This window comes from Curtobacterium sp. 24E2, from assembly GCF_016925595.1.
Classification (GTDB): Bacteria; Actinomycetota; Actinomycetes; order Actinomycetales; family Microbacteriaceae; genus Curtobacterium.
Window position 1 is genome coordinate 576,356 of the sequence record NZ_CP068987.1, and the last position, 23,323, is coordinate 599,678.

The window sequence follows — 23,323 nt, forward strand, 5'->3', positions numbered from 1 at the left end:
TACACGGTGGACAGCCGCCGTGGTCGCCGCAGGCTCCTACCATCGCAGCATGTCCTCCACCGCAGCACCCTCGATCAGTGCGCCCACCGGCGGCCCCTCGCTGCCCCAGGAACGACGGCTCGTCACGGCCGTCCCCGGCCCGCGATCACGCGAGCTCATGGCGCGGAAGGCCGGAGCCGTCGCTGCCGGGGTCGGGGTCGCCGTGCCGATCGCCGTCGTCGCGGCCGGTGGCGGGGTCGTCGTGGACGCAGACGACAACTCGTTCGTCGACCTGGGGTCCGGGATCGCCGTGACCAGCGTCGGCAACGCGCACCCCGCCGTCGTCGCCGCGGTCACCGAGCAGGTCGCTGCCTTCACCCACACGTGCTTCACGATCGCCGCCTACGACGGGTACGTCGCGGTCGCCGAGGCGCTCAACCGGCTGACCCCCGGTGACCACGACAAGCGCACGGCACTGTTCAACTCCGGCGCAGAGGCCGTCGAGAACGCCGTGAAGATCGCGCGCAAGCACACCGGTCGGCAGGCCGTCGTGGTGTTCGACCACGCGTACCACGGCCGGACGAACCTCACGATGGCGCTCACCGCGAAGAACCAGCCGTACAAGGACGGCTTCGGCCCGTTCGCCCCCGAGGTCTACCGGGTGCCGATGTCCTACCCGTTCCACGACGGACTCTCCGGACCCGAGGCGGCGAAGCGCGCGATCAGCCAGATCGAGAAGCAGGTCGGCGCGGCGAACACCGCGGCGCTGCTCATCGAGCCGATCCAGGGGGAGGGCGGCTTCGTCGTGCCAGCGCCCGGGTTCCTCGCCGCGCTGTCCGAGTGGACCACGGCGAACGGCGTCGTGCTCATCGCCGACGAGGTCCAGACCGGCTTCGCGCGCACCGGGTCGATGTTCGCGAGCGAGCACGAGGGGATCGTGCCGGACGTCGTCACGACCGCGAAGGGCATGGCCGGCGGTCTGCCCTCTCCGCCGTGACCGGTCGCGCCGAGATCATGGACTCCGCACACGTCGGCGGGCTCGGCGGCACCTACGGCGGCAACCCGATCGCCTGCGCCGCCGCCCTCGCCGCGATCGACGCGTTCGAGCACGACGGGCTGATCGACCGAGCCCGCGAGCTCGGGGACGTGCTGCTCGGACGACTCCGTGCCGCGCAGACGACCGACCCGCGGATCGGCGACGTCCGCGGACGCGGCGCGATGGTCGCGATGGAACTCGTGGACCCCGCGACCGGCGAACCGGACGCAGCACTGACCGGGAAGGTGGTGCGGTCCGCGTTCGAGCACGGCGTCATCGCGCTGACCGCCGGCACGTACGGCAACGTCGTCCGGTTCCTGCCCCCACTGTCGATCGACGACGCCCTGCTCCACGAGGGACTCGACGTCGTCCTGGAAGGACTCGCAACAGCATGACCACCGAGACCAACGCCACCACCACCGCCCCTGCGGCCGACCGCACCGACGCCGAACGCGAGCTGCTCGCCCGCGTCCCCACGGGCCTCCTGGTCGACGGTGCCTGGCAGCCGTCGGCCGACGGCCGTACCTTCGCCGTCGTCGACCCCGCCACCGGCGAGACGCTGCTCGACATCGCCGACGCAACCGCCGAGGACGGTGTCCGAGCCCTCGACGCCGCCGAAGCAGCGAAGACGGGCTGGGCGACCACGCCGCCGCGGCACCGCGCCGAGCTGCTCCGCCGCGCGTTCGACCTGCTGCAGGAACGACGCGAGGACTTCGCGCTGCTCATGACGCTCGAGATGGGCAAGCCGCTCGCCGAGGCCCGCGGCGAGGTCGCGTACGGCGGGGAGTTCCTGCGCTGGTTCTCGGAGGAAGCGGTCCGGATCGGCGGCTCGTACGGCACCAACCCGGAGGGCACCGGCCGTGCCACCGTCTCGCACAAGCCCGTCGGCCCCGCGTTCCTCATCACGCCGTGGAACTTCCCGCTGGCGATGGCGACCCGGAAGATCGCACCGGCGCTCGCCGCCGGGTGCACGGTCGTCGTGAAGCCGGCCGAACTGACGCCGCTCACGACCCTGCTGTTCGTCGACCTGCTGCGCGAGGTCGGACTGCCCGCCGGCGTGGTCAACGTGGTCCCGACCACGCGGGCCGCCGACGTCTCCGCGCCCGTGATCGCCGACCCCCGGCTCCGGAAGCTGTCCTTCACGGGCTCGACGCCGGTCGGACGCACGCTGCTCGCCCAGGCGGCGCAGAACGTGCTCCGGACGAGCATGGAGCTCGGCGGCAACGCCCCGTTCCTGGTGTTCGCCGACGCCGACCTCGACCTGGCCGTGGAGGGCGCGCTCGCCGCCAAGTTCCGCAACACCGGGCAGGCCTGCACCGCCGCGAACCGGTTCCTGGTGCACGAGGACATCGTCGACGAGTTCACGCGCCGGGTCACCGCACGCGTCGAGGCCATGCGGGTCGGACGCGGCACGGAGGACGGCGTCGCCATCGGACCGCTCATCGACGACCGCGCCGTCGACAAGGCGCACCGCCTGGTCACCGACGCGCTCGACCGCGGGGCGACGCTCCGCACCGGCGGACACCCGGTCGACGGCCCCGGCACCTTCTACGCACCCACGGTCCTGACCGACGTGCAGCCCGGCAGCGACCTGCTCCGCGACGAGATCTTCGGACCCGTCCTGGCGATCCGGACGTTCCGGACCGAGGACGAGGCCGTGGCCGCCGCCAACGACACCGAGTACGGTCTGGTCGGCTACGCGTTCACCGAGGACCCGGCCCGCGGGCAGCGCCTGATGGAGCGGCTCGAGACCGGCATGCTCGGACTCAACACCGGGGTCGTCTCGAACGCGTCGGCCCCGTTCGGCGGGGTGAAGCAGTCCGGCCTCGGCCGCGAGGGCGGCGGCGAGGGCATCGCCGAGTACCTCGAGACCATGTACACGCTGACCCCGGACCCGTTCCGGAGCACCACCACCGAAGGAGCAGCACGATGATCGAGAGCGACGTCGTCGTCATCGGAGCCGGTGTCACCGGCCTGACCGCCGCGAACCGCCTGCGCGCCGCGGGACTGACCGTCACGGTGCTCGAGGCGCGCGACCGCGTGGGCGGCCGCACCTGGACGAACGACATCGACGGGGTCACCCTCGAGATCGGTGGCCAGTGGGTCTCGCCCGACCAGACCGCACTGCTCGAGACCCTCGACGAACTCGGACTCGACACGTACGACCGGTACCGCGAGGGCTCCAGCGTCTACGTCGACGCCGAGGGCACCCGCACCGAGTACACCGGCGACATCTTCCCGCTGCCCGAGGCGACGGCGAACGAGATCGAGCGACTCGTGTCGGTCGTCGACGAGTACGTCGCGGCGGTCGATCCCGCCCGCCCCTGGGAGTCCCCGCACGCGGCGGCACTCGACGAGGTCTCCTTCCGCGCCTGGCTCCACACGCTGAGCGACGACCGCGTCGCCACCGACAACGTCGAACTGTTCATCGCCGGCGCCATGCTCACGAAGCCGGCACACGCGTTCTCGGCCCTGCAGGCCCTGCTGATGGCCGCCTCGGCGGGGAGCTTCACGAACCTGGTCGACGCCGACTTCATCCTGGACAAGCGCGTCGTCGGCGGGATGCAGCAGGTGTCGGAGCGGCTCGCCGAGCGCCTCGGTGACGCCGTGCACCTGAACGCGCCGGTGCGCACCCTGCGCTGGACCGACGACGGGGTCGTCGCGCTCGCCGACGGCGGCCTCGAGGTGCACGCCCGGCAGGCGCTCGTCGCCGTGCCGCCGCCCCTGTACTCGCGGATCTCGTACGAACCCTCGCTGCCCCGTCGCCAGCACCAGCTGCACCAGCACCTGTCGATGGGCTTCGTCATCAAGGTGCACGCCGTCTACGACCGGCCGTTCTGGCGCGGTGCCGGGCTCTCCGGCACCGCGTTCAGCCCGTACGAGGTCGTGCACGAGGCGTACGACAACACCGAGCACGGATCGGAGCAGGGCACGTTGGTCGGGTTCGTCTCCGACCAGCACGCCGACGACCTGTTCGCGCTGTCGGCCGAGGAACGGAAGGCCCGCGTGCTCGCTTCGCTCGCCCACTACTACGGCGACGAGGCCCTGCGCCCGGTCGTGTACTACGAGAGCGACTGGGGCACCGAGGAGTGGACCCGCGGCGCCTACGCGGCGAGCTTCGACCTGGGCGGTCTCGTCCGGTACGGCGCCGACCAGCGTGCAGCCGTCGGTCCGATCCGGTTCGCGTCGAGCGACCTGGCCGGGCAGGGGTACCAGCACGTCGACGGTGCGGTGCGGATCGGGCGCGAGGTCGCCGACGAGATCCTGGCCGCGACCCCGGTCGCCGCCGGCTCCGGCGCTGCCGCCTCGTCCGTCTGAACGAGCGCAGCGCCGACCGCGCGTAGCATCCGGGCCATGAGCGACACGACGGCGAACGGATCCAGCGACCCCAGCGAGGCGGAAGCGCAGTACACCGAGGACCTGCCGGACGGGTCGCCCACGGGCGACGCGACGAAGGACCCCGCGCAGGACAGCGACACCGACTCCGGCGGCGAGCCCGCCGAGCCGCAGCAGTAGCGGCGACCGACGAGCAGACGGGAGGCGCGGTGCCAGCTGGCACCGCGCCTCCCGTCCGTCGTGGGGCCGGGTCCAGAGCGTCCGTCAGCCGATGCGGATCAGCTTCTTGTTGACGAACTCGTCGGCCCCCAGGGGGCCGAGCTCACGGCCGAAGCCGCTCGCCTTGACGCCACCGAACGGCAGTTCGGGGCTGTCCGCGCCGACGATGTTGATGTAGACCATGCCGGCCTCGAGCCGGTCCGCGACGCGGAGTGCCTGGTCGGCGTCGGTCGTGAACAGGTACGAGCCGAGGCCGTACGGGGTGTCGTTGGCGAGTGCGACGGCGGCGTCCTCGTCGGCGACCCGGTACACGGCGGCGACGGGGCCGAAGAACTCCTCGCGGTACGCGTCGTTGTCCGGCGTGACGTCGGTCAGGATCGTCGGCACGAAGGCGTTGCCCTGGCGGTCGCCACCGGTGACGACGGTCGCACCCTGCGCGACGGCGGACGCGAGCTGCTCCTGCAGCCGGTCCGCGGCGGTCGGGGACGACAGGGGGCCGAGCTCGGCACCGGGCACGGACGGGTCGGTCGGCGACACCGCCGACATGGCCGTCGTGAACTTCGCCAGGAAGTCGTCGTACAGGTCGTCCACCACCAGGAAGCGCTTCGGGGCGTTGCATACCTGCCCGTTCCCCTCGAGGCGAGTGGTGACGGCTGACTCGACGACGGAGTCGAGGTCGTCGGTGGACAGCACGATGAAGGGGTCCGAACCACCGAGCTCGAGCACGACCTTCGTGAGGTTCCGGCCCGCGATCTCGGCGACCGCGGCACCGGCGCGGGCCGACCCGGTCAGCGAGACGCCCTGCACGCGCGGGTCGGCGATGACGTCGGCGGCCTGGTCGTTCGTCGCGAAGACGTTCGTGTAGGCGCCCTCGGGGAACCCGGCGTCGTGGAAGATCCGCTCGATCGCCAGGGCCGACTCGGGGCACTGCGGTGCGTGCTTGAGCAGAACCGTGTTGCCGATGAGCAGGTTCGGACCGGCGAACCGGGCGATCTGGTAGGCGGGGAAGTTCCACGGCATGATTCCGAGCAGGACGCCGATCGACGACTTCCGGATGAAGGCGCTGCCCTCGGAGCCGTCGGCCAGGGTGATCGGCTGGTCGGCGAGGAACTCCTCGGCGTGGTCGGCGTAGTAGTCGTAGATGTCGGCGCAGAAGTCCACCTCGCCCTCGGCCTGGTCGATCGGCTTCGCCATCTCGCGCACGATCGTGGCGGCGAGGTCGGCGTGACGCTCCCGGTACAGGTCCGCGACGCGGTGGAGCAGGGCCGCGCGGTCGGCGACGGAGCTGGTGCGCTCGCGGTGGGCGCGGTCCGCGGCAGCGATCGTCGCCCGGAGCTCGTCGTCGGTGATGGTCGGGAACGTCTCGAGGGTCGTGCCCGTGGTGGGGTCGGTGACGGCGTACATGGCGTCCTCTCTCGGTGGGTCAGGCCTGGTCGGTCAGCTGCTTGTTCACGCCGGTGACCGGCTGGTTCTCGTCGAAGCTCTTCGGCAGCACCCGGAAGCCCTTCGTGATGACGAGCAGGTAGGCGAAGCCGATCGCAGCCCACACTCCTCCTGCGATCAGTGCGTCGGCGTGGAGCTGCGACCAGAGCACCCCTGTCAGGACCATCGCGAGGCCGGGCAGGACGATGTACCTCCACCGGTCAGCCGCGGTGTGGCGGCGGCCCTGCCGGACGGCGAAGTGCACGATGACGCTCGCGTTGACGAAGGTGAAGGCGACGAGGGCGCCGAAGTTGATGTACGACGAGATGGTGTCGAGCGAGAAGCTCATCGCGAGCAGCGTGACCGCGCCGACGAACACGACGTTGAACACCGGGGTGTGCGTGCGCGGGTTGACGTACCCGAACACCCGCTTCGGCAGGACGTTGTTCCGGCCCATCACCATGAGCATGCGGGCGACGCTCGCGTGCGATGCGAGCCCCGACGCCAGCGCGGCGACGAACCCGGCCGACACCAGGACCGCCTGGAACACCGGGCCACCGACGAGCAGGCCGATCTGGGGCAGCGGGTCGTCGGTGAACTCGCCGAACGGGGTGTTCGTCGGGAACCGCAGCTGCGCGAAGTAGGCGGACACCAGGAAGATCGCGCCGCCGAGCAGCACCGTCAGCATGATCGCCTTCGGCATGATCCGGATCGACTTCGCCTCTTCGGTGTACATCGTCACGGCGTCGAAGCCGATGAACGAGAAGCAGACCACCGTCGCACCGGTGAGCAGGGCGGACATCGTCACACCGTCGTGCACGAACGGCTCGGTGCTCGCGATCGTGCCCGCTCCGGCACCGTGGACGAGTTCGATGACGGTGAAGACCACGAACGTGATCATCGCCAGGATCGCGCCGATGAGCAGCACCATGTTGAGGTTCGACGTGCCGCGCATCGACAGGCAGATCACCGTCGTCACGAACACCGTGTAGACGACGACCGTCACCCACGACGGCAGCGCCGGGAACACCTGCTCCAGGTAGAGCCGGATGATCAGGGCGTTCACCATCGGCAGGAGCAGGTAGTCGAGCAGGGACGCCCAGCCGACCATGAACCCGAGGTTCGGGTGCATCGACTCCCGCACGTACGTGTACGCGGAGCCGGCCGCCGGGTAGACCCGGACCATCTTCCCGTAGCTGATCGCCGTCAGGGCCATGATGACCAGCGCGATCAGGTACGCGCTCGGCACGGCGCCGTCGGTCTGCCCGGAGACGATGCCGAAGGTGTCGAACACCACCGTCGGGGTCATGTAGCCGAGGCCCAGGCCGACGATCGCCCAGAGTCCGAGGCTCCGCTTCAGGGAACCGCCGCGCGCAGGTGCTGCTGAGGCTGTCGGTGCGGGGACCGCGGTCGGTGATGCCATGTGCGTTGACTTCCCTGCTGGGTCGGGGGCGGGCAGCGCCGGAGCTCGGCTGGGCAGCGTCGCCCGGGCTGGTTCGGAGCACCATACCGACGCTCTGGCGCCGTGCGGACCGGCCGCGGTGTACAGGCGTCGGGCAGCCGCTGTACACCGCGGCGATGGCTCAGACCGCTGGCTGTTGCTGCGTGATGCAGTGCAGCCCGCCGCCGCGCGCGAAGACCTGACGAGCGTCGATCGAGCGCACCTGACGACCCGGGTACACGTCGGCGAGGATGCCGCGGGCGCGGTCGTCGGCAACGGCGTCACCGAACGCGCAAGCGATCACAGCGTCGTTCACCACCACGTGGTTGACGTAGTTCCAGTCGACCGGGCCGTCGTCGTCGGTCAGGGTCGACGGGGCCGGCAGTTCGACGATGGTGGCGTCAGTGGCCTGCTCGAGCGCCCGACGGATCTGCGGCATCACCAGGTGGTCCGGGTGGCCGGCGTCGGGCTGCGCGTGCAGCAGGATCGTGCGGGACGTCGTGGTGGCGCTGGTGGCGTTGGTGGCGCTGATGTCGCTGGTGGCGCTGATGTCGCTGGTGTCACTCGACGCGCCCGCGAACGTCGCGACCATGTCGACGTGGCCCCGGGTGCCGAACCCGTCGTAGTCACGGGTCAGGCCGCGGGGCAGCCAGACCACGTCCGTCGCGCCGATCGTCCGGGCCAGCTCGAGTTCGACGCGCTCGCGGTCGGCGTACGGGTTCCGTCGCGGATCGAGCTGCACGGTCTCCGTCACCAGGACCGTGCCCGTGCCGTCGACGTGGATCGCTCCGCCCTCGTTCACGAGCAGCGAGGGGATCCGATGCGCACCGGCGGCGGCCGCGACCGTGGCGGCGACCTCGGCGTCGCGGGTCCACGTCGACCAGGAGTTCGCGCCCCAGCCGTTGAAGACCCAGTCCACGGCGCCGAGCTCACCGGTCACGTCGTCGACGACGAACGTCGGCCCGATGTCGCGCATCCAGAAGTCGTCGAGGGGCGCTTCGAGCACCTCGACCGCGGTCGACAGCAGGCGACGCGCGTCGGCTCGCGCGACCGGGTCCACGACGATCGTGACGGGCTGGTGCTCGCTGATCGTGTTGGCCGTGGCCGCCCACGTCCGTCGCGCCGCCTCGGCGCTCGCCGCGTCGTCGCCGAGCGTCAGGCCGGGGCGTGGGAACGCCATCCAGGTGCGTTCCTGCGGAGCCGTCTCGGGAGGCATCACCCACGTCATGCGCGCGCCTCCGGTCCGGCGTCGGTCGCCGCCACGGCCTTGGCCGCGTCGATCTCGTCGGTCGCCGCCACCCCGATGGCCGCGTCGATCGCGTCTCGTGCGCCGAACGCGTGGCGGTCCTCGTCCACCGGGTCGACGAGCCCCGCGTAGAGGTCCGGTCGTCGGGTCACGTAGAAGGGGAACAGTCGGAGCCACTCCGTCCGGGCGTCGAGGTCGAGGTCCGCCACGAGCACGGCGTCGGCGTCACGCGGCGCCTCGGCGAGCACGCGGCCGAACGGGTCCGAGATGAACGACGACCCGTAGAAGGTGATGTCGCCCTCGTCACCCCACCGGTTCGGCACGACCATGAACTGGCCGGCGGTGATGCCGTTCGCGACGATGACCTGCCGCCAGATCGGCGCGGTGTCGAAGTCCGGGAACGTCGGCTCGGAGCCGATCGCCGTCGGGTACACCAGGACCTCGGACCCGGCGAGGCCGTAGGACCGGGCGACCTCGGGGAACCACTCGTCCCAGCAGGTCGGCAGCCCGAGGCGTGCGCCGAGTCCCGCCGGCTCGTACACCGGGAAGGCGTCGTCGTCCGTTCCCGGGCGGAAGTACGTGTCCTCGTAGTAGCCGGCGCTGATCGGGATGTGCGTCTTGCGGGTCCGGCCGACCAGTGTGCCGTCGGGGGCGACGAGGACAGCGGTGTTGTAGCCGCGGGGGTCGTCGGGCTCGTCGTCGTCGGCGGGCCGCTCGTACAGCGATGCGTGCACGAAGACCCCGTGCTCGATCGCCTGTGCCCGGACGAAGGCCACCGTCGGGCCGCCCTCGAGCGACTCGGCGAGGTCCTTCGGGACACCACTGGCAGGGGTGTCGCCGGGGTAGCGGCGCAGGGTGAGCTCGGGGAGGAACACGGCCGTGGCGCCGTTGGCCGCGGCGGTGGCGATGCCGTCGGCGAGCTGTGCGCGGTGAGCAGCGGGTTCCTCGAGCCAACGCATCTGCACGAGGGCGGCGCGGGTCGTGCGGCGGGGGTGCCGGTGTCCTGGTGGAGCGGAGACGGGTGCGGGGGAGCGATGACGACGTCCATCCCGCCATTGTTGATCGTATGGTCAACGTGTGCAAGGCCCAGGGGGAGTTGGGTGGGGTGATGAGCGAACCCATCGTCACGCCGCTCGGCTTCTCGCACGTGCGCCTCACGGTCACCGACATCCGCCGCAGCAAGGCCTTCTACGAGCAGCTGTTCGGCATGCCGCCCGGCAGCGACTTCAGCGACCAGATCGACGACCCGACGATCCACGACGACCCGTGGCGGACCTACGGCGGGTGCTCGTTCACGTTCGGCGGGCAGACGCTCGGCCTGCGACCGGTCGCCCCGGCCGGTGACCGGTTCGACCCGGACCGCGTCGGCCTCGACCACGTGTCGTTCCGCGTCGGGTCCGTCGACGACCTGCACGCCGCCGTCGAGCGACTGGACGCCGCCGGCATCGACCACGGCGACGTCACCGACCTGCCGCCGTTCGGCCTGGTGATCCTGTCCGTGCAGGACCCCGACGACGTCAACCTGGAGTTCGCGGCACCGCGGCCCTGAGCACGGTGCGCCGGTGTCCGCTTGCCGCGTCCGTCACCCGGACCTCCAGGTGCCACGGAAGCGGGGAGCGTTGCCTGATCGCGTCAGATCTCAGGAGGAGACAGCATGAGCAAGACCTGGTTCATCACCGGAGCGTCGAAGGGCTTCGGCCGCGAGTGGGCGGAAGCCGCCCTCGAACGTGGAGACTCCGTCGCCGGTACGGCCCGCAACACCGACGACGTGCAGGCACTCGTCGACCAGTACCCGGACACGTTCCTCGGACTGCAGCTCGACGTGACCGACCGTGCCGCGGACTTCGCGGCCGTGCAGCGTGCGGCGGAGCACTTCGGCTCGCTCGACGTCGTCGTGAACAACGCCGGCTACGGCCACTTCGGCATGGTCGAGGAACTCACCGAGGACGAGGTCCGCGCCCAGCTCGAGACGAACCTGTTCGGGGCGCTCTGGGTGACCCAGGCCGCGCTGCCGATCATGCGCGAGCAGGGTTCCGGGCACGTCATCCAAGTGTCGAGCATCGGCGGGATCAGCGCGTTCCCGACGGTCGGCGCCTACCACGCGTCCAAGTGGGCGCTCGAGGGGCTGTCGCAGTCCCTGTCGCAGGAGGTCGCCGGCTTCGGCATCCACGTGACGCTCATCGAGCCGGGCGGCTTCTCGACCGACTGGTCCGGGCCGTCGTCGAAGAAGAGCGACCAGATCGCCGCGTACGCCGACGTCCGCGAAGCCGCGTCGAAGCGCCCGTCGGCCGCCGACCCCGGCAAGCCCGAAGCGACCCGCTCGGCGATCCTGAAGGTCGTCGACGCCGAGCAGCCGCCCCTGCGCGTCTTCTTCGGCAAGGCGCCGCTCGGCATCGCCGAGCAGGACTACGAGTCCCGCCTGGCGACCTGGCGCGAGTGGCAGCCGGTGTCGGAGGAGGCACACGGCTCCTGAGCGGCCTCAGCCGATGATGTTGACCGCGCGCGAGATGACCAGGGCCAGCAGGATGAACCCGCCGAGTGCCTGGTAGGCCATGATCATCTTCGCGCGCACGGTCATCGGCATGGTGTCGGTCGGGCTGAACGCCACCATGTTCGTCATCGCGACGTAGAGGTAGTCGAGGTAGACCGGTCGCCACGCAGCCGTCTTCGGGTCCGTCTCCTGCGGGAACTGGAAGTCGGCCTCGTCGCTCGTCCACAGCTCGGGACGACGACGAGCCACCGGCCCGCCCCGGTCGAGCTCCCAGTACACGAGCCCGAACGCGATGATCGTGCTCACCCACACCTGCAGGGCGGTGAGCAGCACGGCACCGCCGTCGGCCTGGCCACCGAGGAGCACCTCGATCGTCCGGACCACGGTCAGCTGGTTCGCGACGGTGATCAGGATCGCCAACGAGAAGGACACCCACCGCGACCAGGTCGTCTCGCGGGTCAGCCGTCGCGGGTTGAAGACGACGAGCGGGATCAGCAGCAGGACGCCGAGCAGCGGGACCACCCACGACGGGAAGAACAGCACCTCGCTCGGCAGGAACAGGCTGAGCCCGAGGTTCACCAGGACGGCGATCGCCACCGGCGCGCGGTGCTCGTGCCGGGGTGTGGTCCGCGTCGTCGTCACGGCTCCGAGTGTGGCACTCGAACATCGTTCCGGGCCCGTGCGACCCGTGAGGGTCCGGTCAGTAGGGCACCCGTGTCACTCTCACCGGAACCTGGAACATCAGGAGGCTGGCGACGGGCCGTGTCCGCCGGCGCTGACACGGAAGGTGGTTCGGATGTCCTCCGACGACGAACCGCGTCGACGCGCGCCGGCACCCGGTCGAGCGGAGCGAGGAGCGTGCCGACCACGGTGCCGGTGGTGTTCGCGAGCAGGCCGGCGAACACGCGCCTCCGGGCGACCGCGCGCCGGGCGAGAGCACCGAGGGGCACGAAGAGCAGCACGTTGAACAGGACCTGCGCGGACGCCGGGTCGACGGTACTGACCGCCAGGGCGGACGGAGCCGATCTCAACCGCTCGGAGGACCCGGGATCGATCCGTCGTCGCACGGGTTCGCGTCGCCCGGGGGACGATCCGCGGGCCCTCCGTGCGCAGGCTGATGGCATGTCCGAACGCAACCGTCCCACCGTCCGTCTCCTCGCCGCCGTTGTGGTCGCCGGCTCCGTCGCGGTGCTCGCGACCGGGTGCAGCTTCGTCCAGCGGCAGACGGGCGATGCCTGGTCCGTGACCTACGAGGTCAGCGTCGACCAGCCGAGCGGGGCCGCGCTCACCGACGTGCGCGTCGAGGGTGCCGAGAAGCGCGGCGACGCCCCGGAGGTGCACCGGCTCGGTGCGCAGAAGACGAGTACCGCGACGACGAGCGGCTCGGCATGGGAGCACGAGTCGATCGTCCTCGCCGAGCAGCGCGCCTCGGTCCGGGCGACCCCGGCGCGGGGTGCGACGGCGACCTGCCGGATCCTGCTCGACGGCAAGCGCGAGATCGCCACGGAGACAGCTGCCGCGGGCGAGCCCGTGACGTGCTCGGTCGACACCCCGGCGTTCGACTGAGCCGATCAGCCCCTGACGGGCGTCGCCAGCACGAGCGGGTCGACCTCGGAGCCGAGCAACCGCCCGGCCGCCCGCAGCCCGGACAGCAGCGCGCCGTGCACGGTCGCCGGGTCGTCGCCCCACGTGGCTTCGCCGGCGAGCTGCACCCGGCCGGACACCGTGCCGAGCAGGTCGTGGTCGTCCGGTGACGCCCCGACGTGCAGGTACGAGTATGAGCCGCGTGCGAACGGGTCGTCGGCCCACCGGGTGATCCGGAACGCCTCGGGTTCGGGGACCGAGGGGCCGAACATCCGCCGCAGGCCACCGATTCCTTCTTCGACGATCATCGCGTCGGGCAGGGTCTCGATTCGTCGGGCCCCGGTCCCACCGACCAGTGCGGCCAGCACGGGCGCTCCGGTCACGCGGGACATGTCGTACCAGGAGTGCCAGTCGACACCGGCCGACCCCTGCTGGCGGACCACCCACGACTCGCCCCAGAACCGCTCCGGGAACCGCAGGAACACCTTGTCGTAGACGCCCATCCCGAGCCGGCTCATCGCACCGGTGACCGTCTCGGCGAGCGGTGGGTCGAACGTCACGTCGCCGGCCTGCAGCACCCCGAGCGGGACGGTCACGACGACGTCGTCCGCCGTGACCGACGAACCGTCCGCGAGTCCGACCACGACACCCGTCGCGGACTGCGTCACCGACCGCACGACCGCGGACAGTCGGACGTCCAGCCCCTCGGCCAGGGCGGCGGCGTACTGGGCGTAGCCGCCGGGGAACACCACCTCGTCGCCGGGGACGTGTTCCTCTTCGAGGCCGCGGGCGTCGAGGACGGTCACGGGTGCGCCGCAGAGGTCCTCGGAGCGGTGCGCCGTGTACTCGCGGACCCGCGCGGCCCGGTCGCCCTGCCACTGCAGGGACCTCAGCACGGTGTCGACGGCGGCCGCGTACGTCGAGGGCGGTGGAGCGTGTGCGACGACGGTGTCCAGGGCGGCGTCGACGGTGTGCAGGTCCGCGACGAACGCCGAGGCCGACGCCTCGGACAGCGGCGCGCCGGAGGGCCCGTGCCACGCGATCGGCCGGCCGTCGAACTGGAAGCTCCCGACGGTGAACTCGACGGTCTCGATGCCGAACCGGGGCGCCAGGGCCCAGAGCGGGTTGCCGTCGACGCCGTGGATCCACGAGGCGCCGAGGTCCACGGGCACGCCGAGCTCGGTGTCGGTCCAGGTGCGGCCGCCGATCCGGTCGCGGGCCTCGAGCACGACCACCCGCTGGCCGTCGAGTGCGAGCGCCCGGGCAGCGGCGAGCCCGGCGACCCCGGCCCCGACGACGACGACGTCGGCATCGAGCGCAGCCATCAGTGGCCTCCGGTCAGGGGTGCCATCAGCCTCGCCGCCAGGCTCGGCCGTCCGGTCAGGGCTTCTTCGCGGTCGGCCAGGTCGGTCGCCACGAGCCCGGCGTTCGCCCCGAGGAACCGGAGCGGCTCGGGCTCCCAGTCGGGCGATCGGTGGTTCACCCACGGCAGCGCGGTGAGCGGCGACGCGACCCCGCGCACGAGGTCGGCGAGCGTCCGCCCGGCGAGGTTCGTCGTGGAGAGTCCGTCGCCGACGTAGCCGCCGGCGGTGCCGACGTGCCCGTCCCAGGTGACCGACGCGCACCAGTCGCGCGGCACCCCGAGCGGGCCGCCCCACGTGTGGGTGACCGGGGCGTCGGCGACGGCGGGGAACAACTCCACCAGGGACCGCCGCAGGTGCTCGAACACACGTGGGACCCGGTCGTAGCCGGGGGTGATCGCGGACCCCCAGTGGTAGCGGGCCCCGCGTCCACCGAACGCCAGTCGGTCGTCCGCCGTGCGCTGGCCGTACACCAGCAGGTGCCGGTAGTCGGAGAACGTCTGCCCGTGCTCCAGGCCGATGCGGTCCCACACCGCCGCGGGCAGCGGAGCCGTGGCGATCATGAGTGAGTAGAGCGGCAGGATCCGCCGCTTCGTCTGTTCGAGCTGTGCGCCGTACCCCTCGACCGCGATGACGACCGCGCCGGCCGTGACGGTCCCACGCGACGTGACCACACGCCCGTGGTCCCACGACGAGGCGGGCGTGTGCTCCGCGATCCGGACGCCCCGGGCCTCCAAGGCGGCCGCCAGGCCACGCACCAGTGCGGCGGGCTGCACCCGCGCGCAGTCCGGGGTCCACGCGACCCCCGCCGATCCGGCGGCGTCGCCGGGCCGGGCCGCGCGCCAGGTCATGGCGTCGCCCCACTCGGCCGACGAAGCGACCTCGTCGTGGGCCGCGCGTTCCTGCACGGCCGAGCGCGCGTAGAGGACGGTGCCGCCCTTCACGTAGTCGCAGTCGACCCCGGCTTCGGCCGCTGCGCGTCCGACCTCGTCGACGGTTTCGCGCATCGCTCGGCGCAGCGCGAGTGCGGCGTCGCGGCCGTGCTCGCGCGCGACGGACTCCGCTGAGCGCGGGAACAGCGCCGAGCACCAGCCTCCGTTGCGACCGGAGGCGCCGAACCCGGCGATCTCGCGTTCCAGGACGACGATCTGGAGGCCCGGGTCCGCCTGGTGCAGGTACCAGGCGGTCCAGAGACCCGTCAGTCCACCGCCGACGATCACGACGTCCGCGGTCGTGTCGCCGTCGAGCGGCGGCCGGGGCGCCAGGTCGTCGCGTCCGGTGGACGCGAGCTGGTCGAGCCAGAACGAGACGCCCCGGTAGCCGCTCACGATCAGATCTTCGACGAGGCCTCGGACAGGACGCTCCGCAGGATCGAGGTGATCTCGCGGAACTCCGGCTGCCCGATGGTCAGCGGCGGAGCGAGCTGCACGACCGGGTCGCCACGGTCGTCGGCCCGGCAGTACAGCCCGGCGTCGAACAGGGCCTTCGACAGGAACCCGCGCAGCAGCCGCTCGGACTCGTCGTCGTCGAAGGTCGTCTTGGTGGCCTTGTCCTTGACGAGCTCGATGCCGTAGAAGTAGCCGTCACCGCGGACGTCACCGACGATCGGCAGGTCCTTCAGGGTGTCGAGCTCGGCCTTGAACAGCGGCGCGTTCTGCCGCACGTTCGCGAGCAGGCCCTCTTCCTCGAAGATGTCGAGGTTCTCCATCGCGACGGCGGCCGACACCGGGTGCCCGCCGAACGTGTACCCGTGGTAGAAGGTCGTGTCGCCCTTGGCGAACGGCTCGAAGAGCTTGTCGCTGATGATGGTCGCGCCGATGGGGGAGTAGCCCGAGGTCATCGCCTTCGCGCACGTGATCATGTCCGGCACGAAGTCGTAGGTGTCGCAGGCGAACATGGTGCCGATCCGTCCGAAGGCGCAGATCACCTCGTCCGAGACGAGCAGGACGTCGTACTCGTCGCAGATCTCGCGCACCCGCTGGAAGTACCCGGGCGGCGGGGTGAAGCAGCCGCCGGAGTTCTGCACCGGCTCGAGGAACACCGCCGCGACGGTGTCAGGGCCCTCGAACTCGATCATCTCGCGGATGCGCTCGGCCGCCCAGAAGCCGAACTGCTCCTCGGTACCGCCCGGGAAGCCCATCTCCTCGGCGCGGTAGTAGTTCGTGTTCGGCACCCGGAAGCCGCCGGGCGTCAGGGGCTCGAACATCTGCTTCATCGCCGGGATGCCGGTGATCGCCAGGGCACCCTGCGGAGTGCCGTGGTAGGCGACCGCGCGCGAGATGACCTTGTGCTTCATGGGCTTGCCCTGGAGCTTCCAGTAGTACTTCGCGAGCTTGAAGGCGGTCTCCACCGCTTCGCCGCCACCGGTCGAGTAGAAGACCTTGTTGAGGTCACCGGGGGCGTGCTCGGCCAGGCGGTCGGCGAGCTCGATGGCCGCCGGGTGTGCGTAGGACCAGATCGGGAAGAAGCTCAGCGTCTCCGCCTGCTTCGCGGCCATCTCGGCCAGGCGCTTCCGACCGTGGCCGGCGGCGACGACGAACAGGCCGGAGAGCCCGTCGATGTAGCCCTTGCCGTGGCTGTCGTAGACGTGGTGGCCCTCGCCGCGCACCATGATCGGCACGTCGGCGCCGGCCTGGTTCGCACCGTGTCGGGCGAAGTGCATCCACAGGTGGTCCCGGGACTTCCGCTGCAGGTCGGCGTCGTCGACCGGGGCGAACGGGTCGTAGGACCCGAGGCGGGTGGACTGGCCGGTGGCCTGGCCGCTGGTCGTTTCGGAGATGGTCATCGCGTTCCCCAGTCGTAGAGCTGTTTGCGGAGTTGCAGGTAGACGAAGGTCTCGGTGCCGGCGACGCCCGGGATGGCCCGGATCGTGCCGTTGAGCAGTTCGATCAGGTCGTCGTCGTCCTCGCAGACGACCTCGACCATCAAGTCGAAGCTGCCGGCGGTCATGACGAGGTAGTCGACCGCCGGCAGCTGTTCGAGGGCATCGGCGACTGTTCGGGTGTCGCCGCTGACCCGGATGCCGATCATCGCCTGCCGGTGGAAGCCGAGCTGCATCGGGTCGGTGACCGCGACGATCTGCATGACGCCGGTCTCGGTGAGCTTCTGGACGCGCTGCCGGACCGCCGCCTCGCTGAGACCGACGGCCTTGCCGATCTCGCCGTACGGACGGCGGCCGTCCGCCTGGAGTTGTTCGATGATCCGCTTCGAGGTGTCGTCGATCGGTCCCGGACGTCGTGGTGCTGCCGCCATGCCGGACAGCATGGCAGCGAGGTCCGGACCGCGCAAGGGATTCCGTTGTGAACACCGTGTTTCGCGACGATTTCCGTTGTTACGGTTCTCCACAACCTCCGGATCCTTCTTCCGAACCGCCGGAATCCGTGTCAGGATCACCGCCATGCTGGACACGACGGAAACGGTGACCACGACGCACGAGGTGCGCAACTTCGTCGGTGGGTCCTTCGTCGAGTCGGGCGCGGACACCCGGTTCGACCTGGTCGACCCCACCACCGAGCAGGTCTACGGCACGTCCCCCGTGTCCACGGCTGCCGACGTCGACGCCGCGTTCAGGAGCGCGAGCACCGCCTTCGCGACCTGGCGCCGCACGACCCCCGGCGAACGACAGCTCGCGCTGTTCCGGATCGCGGACGCCATGGAGCAGCGGGCATCGGAGTTCGCCGACCTCGAGTCCCTCGACACCGGCAAGCCCCGAGCCACCCTGGTCGAGGACGAGATCCTGCTCTCCGTCGACCAGATCCGCTTCTTCGCCGGCGCCGCCCGCAACCTCGAGGGCCGCAGCGCCGGCGAGTACATGACCGACCACACCTCGTTCGTCCGGCGCGAGCCCATCGGCGTCGTCGCCCAGGTCACCCCGTGGAACTACCCGCTCAACATGGCGGTGTGGAAGTTCGCCCCGGCGCTCGCCGCGGGGAACACCACCGTGCTCAAGCCGAGCGACACCACCCCGCTCTCCACCCTGCTGCTCGCCGAGGTCGCCGCCGAGTTCCTGCCGCCCGGCGTGCTCAACGTCGTCGTCGGCGACCGCACCACCGGCGCCGCGATGATCGACCACCCGACCCCGCAGCTCGTGTCCATCACCGGGTCCGTCCGCGCCGGCACGGAGGTCGCCCGCGCCGCCGCCGGCGACCTGAAGCGCACCCACCTCGAGCTCGGCGGCAAGGCCCCGGTGATCGTGTTCGACGACGCCGACATCCCGTCCGCCGTCGCCGGCATCGTCGCCGCGGGGTTCTTCAACGCCGGGCAGGACTGCACCGCCGCCACCCGGGTGCTCGTGCAGGACGGCATCCACGACGAGTTCGTGGCGGCGCTCGCCGCCTCGGCACGTGCGACCGCGACCACCGGCGCCGACACGGCCACCCCGTACTTCGGCCCGGTGAACAACGCGAACCAGCTCGCCCAGGTCCGGTCCTTCGTCGACACCCTGCCCGACCACGCCACGATCGAGCTCGGCGGCGGGCGGCAGGGCGACGTCGGCTACTTCCACCAGGCCACGATCGTGTCCGGCCTGCGCCAGGACGACCGCATCGTGCAGCAGGAGGTGTTCGGCCCGGTGCAGACCGTGCAGCGCTTCACGACCGAGGACGAAGCACTGCGCGCCGCGAACGACGTCGAGTACGGGCTCGCGAGCTCGGTGTGGACGACCGACCACTCGCGGGCGATGCGCTTCGCCCGTGACCTGGACTTCGGGTGCGTGTGGATCAACACCCACATCCCGATCGTCGCCGAGATGCCGCACGGCGGCTTCAAGCACTCCGGCTACGGCAAGGACCTGTCCCAGTACGGGTTCGACGACTACACCCGCATCAAGCACGTCATGTCCTACATCGGCTGACCCCGATCCTTCCGAAGCAGCAGGAGGCACCATGGCAATGACCGGCACGTTCGCCGAATCCGGAGCCGATCTCCGGCTCGAGCAGATCACCAAGTCGTTCCCCGGCCACACCGCGGTCGACGCGCTGGACCTGACGGTGCCGGCCGGCTCGTTCTTCGCCCTGCTCGGCCCCTCGGGCTGCGGCAAGACCACGACCCTGCGACTGGTCGCCGGGCTCGAGGAGCCCACGAGCGGCACCATCACGATCGGCGGCGAGGACGTCACCGACACGAAGCCCTACCAGCGGCCGGTCAACACGGTGTTCCAGAACTACGCGCTGTTCCCGCACATGAGCGTGCTCGACAACGTCGCGTTCGGCCTGAAGCGGCGACGGATCCCGGACCCGATGACGAAGGCGCGCGAGGCCCTGCACCTGGTCGAGCTCGACGCCTCGGCCGACAAGCGCCCTGCTTCCCTGTCCGGCGGCATGCAGCAGCGCGTCGCCCTGGCCCGCGCGATCGTGAACCGGCCGGCACTCCTGCTGCTCGACGAGCCGCTCGGTGCGCTGGACCTGAAGCTCCGGCACCAGATGCAGCTCGAACTCAAGACGATCCAGGCCGAGGTCGGGCTCACCTTCCTGCACGTCACGCACGACCAGGAAGAAGCGATGACGATGGCCGACACGGTCGCCGTCATGAACGGGGGCCGGATCGAGCAGATGGGCAGCCCCCAGGACCTGTACGAACTGCCCCGGACCGCGTTCGTCGCGAACTTCCTCGGCCAGTCGAACCTGCTCGAGGGCGAGGTCCGCGGCACCGACGGCCCGCTGCTCGTGGTCGCGACCCCGGCGGGCACCATCGCCGTCCCGGCCGACCGCGCCGTCCGGACCACGGGCAGCGTCGTCGTCGGCGTCCGTCCGGAGAAGCTCAAGATCCGCACCTCGGAGCCGGCTCCGGAGGCCGGCCGCAACATCCTCGGGCCCGGCCGCGTGGTCGACGTCTCGTTCTCCGGCGTCAGCACGCAGTACCTGGTGGACGTCCCCGGCGCTGGCCGCGTCTCGGTGTTCGCGCAGAACTCGAAGGGCGGGCCGCGGATCGCGACCGGCACCGAGGTCTGGCTGACGTGGGGCGTCGACCACGGTTTCGGCCTGGAGGCGCACCCCGCGTTCGACCAGGCCGTCACCACCCACGCCGCCACGGGCCTCCAGTCCGCACCCGCCACGGCAGGATCGCTCGCGTGACCGGCGGGGGACCCGGCCCGGACCTGCTGCGCGGACTGACGTCCGCGCGCGTCAGCCGACGCGGCCTGCTCGCCGGCGGAGGAGCCGCGGCGCTCGCGGCGCTGCTCACGGGCTGCAGCATCAAGGGCTCAGCCGCCTCCGGCGCCGAGAACGCCGTCGACTGGACCGCGTTCTGGAAGGACGCCAAGGCGACGAAGCAGCTGAACTTCGCGAACTGGCCGCTCTACATCGACTCCGACCACGGCAAGTCCGAATCGCTCGCGCTGTTCCAGAAGGCCACCGGCATCAGCGTCGACTACCAGGCGGTGATCCAGGACAACGCGACGTTCTACGCGACCGTCTCGCCGATCCTGCGGGCGCAGGGTGCCACCGGCTACGACCTGGTCGTGATGACCAACGGGTTCGAACTGACGCAGATGATCAAGAACGGCTTCGTGTGCGAGCTCGACCACTCGCGGCTGCCGAACTTCGCGGCGAACGCGGGGACTCGGTGAAGGACCCGACGTACGACCCCGGCAACAAGCACTCCGTCGTCTGGCAGACCGGGTTCACCGGTATCGCCTACAACCCGAAGTACATCGACCGCGAGATCACGTCGTTCCAGGACCTGCTCGACCCGGCCTTCGCGGGCCGCGTCGGGTTGATGAGCGACAACACCGAGCTCGGTTCCCTCGGACTGCTCGCGAACGGCATCGCCCCGGAGACGTCGACCCCGGCGGACTGGCGGAAAGCGCAGGCGTGGTTGCGGAAACTGCGCCCGAGCGTGACCGGCTTCTACGACCAGAGCTACATCAACAAGCTCGAGAACGGTGACACCTGGATCACCCAGGCCTGGTCCGGCGACGTCTTCCAGGCGCAGCAGTCCGGGTTCGAGGACCTGAAGTTCGTCACGCCGGAGGAGGGCCAGATGATGTGGCACGACAACCTCATGATCCCCCGGCAGGCAGCGAACCCGGTGGCCGCCCTCGAGTGGATGGACTTCTACTACACGCCGAAGATCGCCGGCATCGTCGAGGACTGGGTCAACTACGTCTGCCCGGTCCCCAGCGCCGAGGCCTACGTCCGCGACGAGCTCGACGACGCGACGGTGGCGGACAGTCCGCTGGTGTTCCCGGACTCCGACGTGCTGGACCGGTCGCACGAGTTCCGGGTGTTCGAGAACTACGACGAGTACTCAGAGTGGAACGGCATCTTCAACGCGGTGGTGCAGTCGTGACGGCCGTCGGGGTCGCCGGCCCGGGCGCCGCGCCGACACCGGGCGCCGGTCCGGCTCCGGTCCGTCGGGGGCGCCGTCGCAGTACGCCCTTCCTGCTCGCGCTGGTCGGGACCGCGTACCTCTGCGTGTTCTTCGTCATCCCGCTCGTGTCCGGGCTCATCGTCTCGCTCATGTCGGGCAACCCGGACGACGGGTACACCTTCACGTGGAACTGGGGGATCTACGGCGCGCTGTTCATCGACCCGCAGGTGCCCTACCTGACGTTCCTGCTCCGGTCCCTCTGGTACGGCGCCGCCGCAACGGTCGTGACCATCATCGTCGGTTACCCGGTGGCGTACTTCATCGCGTTCCGGGTGTCGCCGCGGTGGAAGAACCCGCTGCTCATGCTCGTGTTCGTGAGCTTCCTGGTGTCGTTCATCATCCGCACCGACATGTGGGCGTTCGTGCTCGCGTCGCAGGGGCCGGTCGTCACGTTCCTGCAGACGATCGGCCTGGCCGGCAAGGACTTCCACATCCTCGGCACCGGCGGCGCGGTGATCTTCGGTGACGCCTACAACGACCTGGCGTTCATGGTCCTGCCGATCTACGCCGCACTCGAACGCATCGACCCGCGACTCGGCGAAGCCGCCAACGACCTGTACGCCGGCAAGTTCCGGGCGTTCTGGCACACCACGCTGCCGCTGTCCCGCTCGGGCATCTTCGCCGGCGTCCTGCTCGTGTTCATCGACAGCGTCGGCGACCCGGTGAACTCTGCGCTGCTCGGCGGCACGAACACGTACACGATCGGCCAGGCGATCCAGGACGCCTACTCCGGCAACCAGCAGTACAACGTCGCCGCGGCACTGTCGACCGTGCTCATGGTCGTGCTCGGCATCATCCTGTTCATCTACGCCCGCGTCTCCGGCACCGACGACCTCGAGGACCTCGTATGACCGCCGTCGCACCGTCTCGTCCGTCCACCGTGACCACCTCGTCGCCCGTCGTCCACCGCCACGGCGTGAACCGCCGCGGGCCCTGGCTCGCGATCGTCTACTGGGTCACCATCGCGATCACGCTCGTGCCGATCGTCTACATGATCGTGTACTCGTTCAACGACGCCCCGACGAACCGGCTGTCGTTCGCGTGGAACGGCTTCACGACGTACTGGTACGCGAACTTGGTCAACGTGTCCGGGCTCGGCGCCGCGTTCGTCACCTCGGTCGTCGTCGCGTTCCTGGCCGCGATCATCTCGGTCGCGATCGGCCTGCCGCTGGCCCTGGCGCTCGAGCGGTACCGGTTCCCCGGTCGCGGTGCCGTGAACGCCGTGGTGTTCGCGGACATCGCGGCGCCGTCCATCGTGGTCGGGTCGGCGTCGCTGTCGTTCTTCCTGTCGGTGGGGCTCGGCACCGGGTTCCTGACCGTGCTCATCACCCACGTGGCGTTCGATGTCGCCTACGTCGTGGTGGTGCTCCGCGCTCGGATCTCCGGCACGTCGCGGGTGTTGGAAGAGGCCGCGAGCGACCTCGGTGCGACGCCGTTCCAGGCCTTCCGGCTCGTGACGCTGCCGTTGCTCGCACCGGGCATGCTCGCGGCCGGGCTACTGGCGCTCGCGATGTCGATCGACGACTACGTCATCACCTCGTTCGTCGCCGGGCCCGCGGTCACGTTCCCCCTGTTCGTGTACGGCGCCGCGAAGGCCGGGATGCCGCCGCAGGTGCTCTGCTTCGGCACCCTGGTGTTCGCGGTCGGGTTGCTCGTGGCGCTGCTGAACGGTGCGCTCAACCGGCGGTTGGCGCGGACGCGGGGGTAGGCGCCGGCACGCACGGTGCGGGTTGCGCGGGCTGGTGCGGGGTTGGCGCGGGACGCACGGTGCGGGTTGCGCGGGCTGGTGCGAGGTTGACCGCAGAGTGCGTGCTTGTAGTGGCGCACGGTGCGTGGAACC

At 70.7% G+C, this 23,323-nt stretch carries 21 protein-coding genes and 1 pseudogene; 13 read left to right on the plus strand and 9 right to left on the minus strand.

The window, feature by feature from the left end:
- Positions 1–49 precede the first annotated feature (49 nt).
- The 4 genes and pseudogenes from gabT (at position 50) to JN350_RS02975 (ending at position 4,531) form a co-directional block, all read left to right on the plus strand.
- Positions 50–1,410: pseudogene (gene gabT, locus JN350_RS02960) on the plus strand (4-aminobutyrate--2-oxoglutarate transaminase).
- Positions 1,407–2,948 carry an NAD-dependent succinate-semialdehyde dehydrogenase gene (locus JN350_RS02965; RefSeq protein ID WP_205463489.1) on the plus strand — a complete coding sequence of 514 codons (1,542 nt, stop codon included), beginning with the start codon at positions 1,407–1,409 and terminating at the stop codon, positions 2,946–2,948. The pseudogene gabT and the gene JN350_RS02965 overlap by 4 nt, the downstream one beginning before the upstream one ends.
- On the plus strand, positions 2,945–4,333 hold the full coding sequence (locus tag JN350_RS02970) for a flavin monoamine oxidase family protein (protein WP_205463490.1): 1,389 nt from the start codon (positions 2,945–2,947) through the stop codon (positions 4,331–4,333). The genes JN350_RS02965 and JN350_RS02970 overlap by 4 nt, the downstream gene beginning before the upstream one ends.
- 36 nt (positions 4,334–4,369) lie before the next feature.
- Positions 4,370–4,531: a hypothetical protein gene (locus JN350_RS02975; RefSeq protein ID WP_166673220.1), complete on the plus strand. Its 162-nt coding sequence runs from the start codon at positions 4,370–4,372 to the stop codon at positions 4,529–4,531.
- A gap of 84 nt (positions 4,532–4,615) precedes the next feature.
- Here JN350_RS02975 and JN350_RS02980 read toward each other — a convergent pair whose 3' ends face one another.
- The 4 genes from JN350_RS02980 to JN350_RS02995 form a co-directional block, all read right to left on the minus strand.
- Complete coding sequence (locus tag JN350_RS02980; protein WP_205463491.1) at positions 4,616–5,974, minus strand: NAD-dependent succinate-semialdehyde dehydrogenase; 1,359 nt, start codon at positions 5,972–5,974, stop codon at positions 4,616–4,618.
- Positions 5,975–5,993: 19 nt separating this feature from the next.
- A complete protein-coding gene (locus JN350_RS02985; RefSeq protein ID WP_205463492.1) occupies positions 5,994–7,415 on the minus strand; it encodes an APC family permease in 1,422 nt (473 codons plus the stop codon).
- 160 nt (positions 7,416–7,575) lie between these two features.
- Positions 7,576–8,661, minus strand: a complete 1,086-nt coding sequence (locus JN350_RS02990; protein WP_205463493.1) for an agmatine deiminase family protein — start codon at positions 8,659–8,661, stop codon at positions 7,576–7,578.
- Positions 8,658–9,638, minus strand: a complete 981-nt coding sequence (locus tag JN350_RS02995; RefSeq protein ID WP_205463494.1) for a nitrilase-related carbon-nitrogen hydrolase — start codon at positions 9,636–9,638, stop codon at positions 8,658–8,660. Before JN350_RS02995 ends, JN350_RS02990 begins: the two co-directional genes overlap by 4 nt.
- Before the next feature lie 149 nt (positions 9,639–9,787).
- Between JN350_RS02995 and JN350_RS03000 the strand changes: the two genes are divergently transcribed.
- On the plus strand, positions 9,788–10,228 hold the full coding sequence (locus JN350_RS03000) for a VOC family protein (RefSeq protein ID WP_205463495.1): 441 nt from the start codon (positions 9,788–9,790) through the stop codon (positions 10,226–10,228).
- Positions 10,229–10,333: 105 nt separating this feature from the next.
- Positions 10,334–11,152, plus strand: coding sequence for an SDR family oxidoreductase (locus tag JN350_RS03005; RefSeq protein WP_205463496.1), 819 nt, complete (start codon positions 10,334–10,336; stop codon positions 11,150–11,152).
- A gap of 6 nt (positions 11,153–11,158) precedes the next feature.
- Here the strand turns inward: JN350_RS03005 and JN350_RS03010 are convergent, their stop codons facing one another.
- Positions 11,159–11,812 (minus strand): DUF1345 domain-containing protein, encoded by a 654-nt coding sequence (locus JN350_RS03010; protein ID WP_205463497.1) that lies wholly within the window; start codon positions 11,810–11,812, stop codon positions 11,159–11,161.
- A gap of 480 nt (positions 11,813–12,292) precedes the next feature.
- Between JN350_RS03010 and JN350_RS03015 the strand changes: the two genes are divergently transcribed.
- Positions 12,293–12,736, plus strand: coding sequence for a hypothetical protein (locus JN350_RS03015; RefSeq protein ID WP_205463498.1), 444 nt, complete (start codon positions 12,293–12,295; stop codon positions 12,734–12,736).
- A 5-nt stretch (positions 12,737–12,741) separates the two neighbouring features.
- On the opposite strand, the gene JN350_RS03020 is transcribed toward JN350_RS03015, so the two are convergent.
- The 4 genes from JN350_RS03020 to JN350_RS03035 all read right to left on the minus strand — a co-directional run bounded on the left by JN350_RS03020 (position 12,742) and on the right by JN350_RS03035 (position 17,379).
- Complete coding sequence (locus JN350_RS03020; protein ID WP_205463499.1) at positions 12,742–14,079, minus strand: flavin monoamine oxidase family protein; 1,338 nt, start codon at positions 14,077–14,079, stop codon at positions 12,742–12,744.
- Entirely contained in the window at positions 14,079–15,443 is a 1,365-nt protein-coding gene (locus JN350_RS03025) for an NAD(P)/FAD-dependent oxidoreductase (protein ID WP_205463500.1), read from the minus strand. Before JN350_RS03025 ends, JN350_RS03020 begins: the two co-directional genes overlap by 1 nt.
- Before the next feature lie 2 nt (positions 15,444–15,445).
- A complete protein-coding gene (locus JN350_RS03030; protein ID WP_240347678.1) occupies positions 15,446–16,777 on the minus strand; it encodes an aspartate aminotransferase family protein in 1,332 nt (443 codons plus the stop codon).
- 119 nt (positions 16,778–16,896) lie between these two features.
- Positions 16,897–17,379 (minus strand): Lrp/AsnC family transcriptional regulator, encoded by a 483-nt coding sequence (locus JN350_RS03035; protein ID WP_035809531.1) that lies wholly within the window; start codon positions 17,377–17,379, stop codon positions 16,897–16,899.
- A 133-nt stretch (positions 17,380–17,512) separates the two neighbouring features.
- On the opposite strand from JN350_RS03035, the gene JN350_RS03040 reads away from it, so the two are divergent.
- Genes JN350_RS03040 through JN350_RS03065 form a run of 6 tightly spaced genes read left to right on the plus strand, consistent with a single transcriptional unit; the run spans position 17,513 to position 23,191 of the window.
- Positions 17,513–18,967: a gamma-aminobutyraldehyde dehydrogenase gene (locus tag JN350_RS03040; protein WP_205463502.1), complete on the plus strand. Its 1,455-nt coding sequence runs from the start codon at positions 17,513–17,515 to the stop codon at positions 18,965–18,967.
- A 31-nt stretch (positions 18,968–18,998) separates the two neighbouring features.
- Positions 18,999–20,186 carry an ABC transporter ATP-binding protein gene (locus JN350_RS03045; protein WP_205463503.1) on the plus strand — a complete coding sequence of 396 codons (1,188 nt, stop codon included), beginning with the start codon at positions 18,999–19,001 and terminating at the stop codon, positions 20,184–20,186.
- Complete coding sequence (locus JN350_RS03050) at positions 20,183–20,680, plus strand: type 2 periplasmic-binding domain-containing protein (protein WP_205463504.1); 498 nt, start codon at positions 20,183–20,185, stop codon at positions 20,678–20,680. Before JN350_RS03045 ends, JN350_RS03050 begins: the two co-directional genes overlap by 4 nt.
- Positions 20,677–21,402 carry an ABC transporter substrate-binding protein gene (locus tag JN350_RS03055; protein ID WP_205463505.1) on the plus strand — a complete coding sequence of 242 codons (726 nt, stop codon included), beginning with the start codon at positions 20,677–20,679 and terminating at the stop codon, positions 21,400–21,402. The genes JN350_RS03050 and JN350_RS03055 overlap by 4 nt, the downstream gene beginning before the upstream one ends.
- Complete coding sequence (locus JN350_RS03060) at positions 21,399–22,334, plus strand: ABC transporter permease (protein WP_205463506.1); 936 nt, start codon at positions 21,399–21,401, stop codon at positions 22,332–22,334. Before JN350_RS03055 ends, JN350_RS03060 begins: the two co-directional genes overlap by 4 nt.
- Positions 22,331–23,191, plus strand: coding sequence for an ABC transporter permease (locus tag JN350_RS03065; protein WP_123671284.1), 861 nt, complete (start codon positions 22,331–22,333; stop codon positions 23,189–23,191). The genes JN350_RS03060 and JN350_RS03065 overlap by 4 nt, the downstream gene beginning before the upstream one ends.
- Positions 23,192–23,323 lie beyond the last annotated feature (132 nt).